The sequence below is a fragment of the Mesorhizobium dulcispinae genome, assembly GCF_033977345.1.
GTDB lineage: Bacteria > Pseudomonadota > Alphaproteobacteria > Rhizobiales > Rhizobiaceae > Mesorhizobium > Mesorhizobium dulcispinae.
This window is the reverse complement of record NZ_JAVIIY010000048.1, coordinates 1-2,510: the sequence shown is the minus strand read 5'-3', so window position 1 is coordinate 2,510 and position 2,510 is coordinate 1. Positions and strand designations below refer to the sequence as shown.

The 2,510-nt window shown below is 66.7% G+C and carries 2 protein-coding genes; both read right to left on the bottom strand.

Annotation, left to right across the window (positions count from 1 at the left end; genetic code table 11):
• Nucleotides 1-277: 277 nt before the first annotated feature.
• Nucleotides 278-1,471 carry an IS91 family transposase gene (locus RFN30_RS32120; protein WP_320265959.1) on the bottom strand — a complete coding sequence of 398 codons (1,194 nt, stop codon included), beginning with the start codon at nt 1,469-1,471 and terminating at the stop codon, nt 278-280.
• Nucleotides 1,472-1,473: 2 nt separating this feature from the next.
• Nucleotides 1,474-2,382, bottom strand: a complete 909-nt coding sequence (locus RFN30_RS32115; protein WP_320265958.1) for a tyrosine-type recombinase/integrase — start codon at nt 2,380-2,382, stop codon at nt 1,474-1,476.
• Nucleotides 2,383-2,510 lie beyond the last annotated feature (128 nt).

Here is a 2,510-nt window from a genome sequence, read left to right as displayed (position 1 = left end):
CAGGCGTACGAAAGTCCCCGAGGAAGGAACCCGCGGGCCACAGGCGATGGTTATGGGGATTTCGGATTTCGGCAGATGTCGGCGATGACGCGACCGTCGCCGGGAAGCTCTGGGGTGAATGCGGACAGACCACTTTGTTGCGCCTCCGCGCGGTGTTGCCGGGACGGTGGGCGGCTGGGCGCGGCTCTGTCGGCGTCGATAATCACCATAGACGTGCGTCGATCCGTTGCCGGAGGCTGAGTGCCTGCAGCTGAAGTCTGAACCATTCCATGCCGGGTCATGGCGTGCTGCTCCCGGTCGACCGGGAACCGTGTGGCGGTCCGCGCGGCTGCCTCCACCGTTCGAACACCTCGATGACGATCATGCGTCCGCCGCAGCAAGGGCACGGCGGGCGGAAGTCGTCTGGTTCCGCCGGAGGATCGTGGATGACGGGAGGCGCGACCGCGAGCAGTTCGCGAGCGAGCGCGAGGCTCGTCTTGCGAGAGCCGCCTGCGAGCAGGCCGTAGTGGCGGATGCGGTGGAATCCCTTTGGCAACACGTGGAGTAGGACGCGGCGGATGAACTCGTCGGTCGCGAGCGTCCTGAGCTGCTGCCGGTCGGCGCCTTCGCGACGATAGTCTTTGTAGCGGAAGGTGACGCCGTCCTCGTCGAAACGGATGAGGCGCCGGTTCGAGATCGCGACCCGGTGCGTGTAGCGCGACAGATAGGCGAGCACCGCCTCCGGGCCGGCGAAGGGGGCCTTGGCATAGACCACCCAGCGCTTGCTCCGAACAGGCTTGAGATGGTGCAGGAAGGCGCGCCGGCCGGCGAGATGCGCCATTGATCCGAAGAAGGCGAGCCGACCGGCGTCGTGCAGTGCGATCAGCCGGGTGAGGAAGAGCCGGCGGAACAGCTTGCCGAGCACGCGTACCGGCAGCAGGAAGGCCGGATGCGACGATATCCACCGGCTTCCGTCCGGCGAGATGCCACCGCCCGGCACGATCATGTGCACGTGCGGATGGTGTGTCATCGCCGAGCCCCAGGTATGGAGCACTGCGGTGATGCCGATGCGCGCGCCGAGATGCTTCGGATCCGCCGCGATCGTCAGCATCGTCTCCGATGCCGCTTTGAACAGCAGGTCGTAGACCGCCGCCTTGTTGTGGAAGGCGATGTCGGCGACCTCGGCGGGCAGCGTGAAGACGACGTGGAAGTAGCCGACCGGCAGCAGGTCGGCTTCCCGCTCGGCGAGCCATGTACGTGCGGCCGCACCCTGGCACTTCGGGCAATGCCGGTTGCGGCAGCTGTTGTAGGCGATACGCCACTGGCCGCAGTCCTCGCAGGCCTCCACGTGACCGCCAAGGACTGCGGTGCGGCAGTTCTCGATCGCCGACATGACCTTGAGCTGGGCGAGGCTCAGATGCCCGGCATGGGCGGCCCGGTAGGCGGGCCCGGCAGTGCGGAAGATGTCGGCAACCTCGATCGAGGCGCGCACGCTCAGCCGTCGGGTGAGATCTCTTCCGGCTTGAAGAGGCCAAGCTTGTCGAGCGGGCTCGTGACGGCGCGCACCGTGCGGGTTGCAACCTTGGTGTAGAAAGCGGTGCTGTTGAGCTTGGCGTGCCCGAGCAGGACCTGGATGATCCGGATGTCGGTGCCGTCCTCCAGCAGGTGGGTGGCGAAGCTGTGACGCAGCGTGTGCGGCCCGACCCGCTTGGCGATGTCGGCGGCCTGCGCTGCCTCGACGACCACGCGATAGAGTTGGCGGGTGCTGATGGGCTTCATCGCATGCTGCCCCGGAAACAGCCAGCCGTCGCGATGCATCACGCCTTGCTGGCGTCCGACCTTCCACCACTGACGCAGCAACAAGAGCAGGTCTTGCGACAGCATGGCGTTCCGGTATCGCCCGCCCTTGCCGCGCTCGACACGCAACAGCATGCGCTCGCTATCGACGTCGGCAACCTTCAGCATCGACACCTCCGCCACGCGCAGGCCCGCGCCATAAGCGACCGACAGCGCGGCCTGGTGCTTGAGGCAGATGGTGGCGTTGAGGAGGCGGGCGACCTCGTCGCGGCTGAGCACCACCGGCAGCTTGCGCGGGTGGGCCAGCCGGACGAGCCTGCGCGCCAGATCGGGACGATCGACCGTATGCGTGAAGAAGAAGCGCAGCGCCGACACGATGCTGTTCATCGTCGGCACGGGAACACCGTCGTCCTGCTGCTCGATCTGGAACCGGCGCAGGTCGTCGGTGGTCGCTGTATCCGGCGACCGGCCGAGGAACGTCGCCAGGCGTCCGATGTCGCGGAGATAGTTGCGCTGCGTCTCCTGGCTGAACCGGCGCAGCATCATGTCGTCGATCAACCGCTGGCGCAGCGGACTGATCGGTGCATCGAGAACAGGATAGGGCATGGTCGGGCTCCTTGTTGAAGAAGCCCGTGATGCTCTGCCGCTGCCGAACCACCCTCAATGCGAGCGCGACCCCCGGCTCGTGATCTCTACCTCACCCCATGCGCCCATCCCGCGCAGCGGGTTCGTTC

Excerpts from the sequence above, each read along its gene's own strand:
- RFN30_RS32115 (WP_320265958.1), bottom strand. The coding sequence starts at position 2,382 with ATGCCCTATCCTGTTCTCGATGCACCGATCAGTCCGCTGCGCCAGCGG.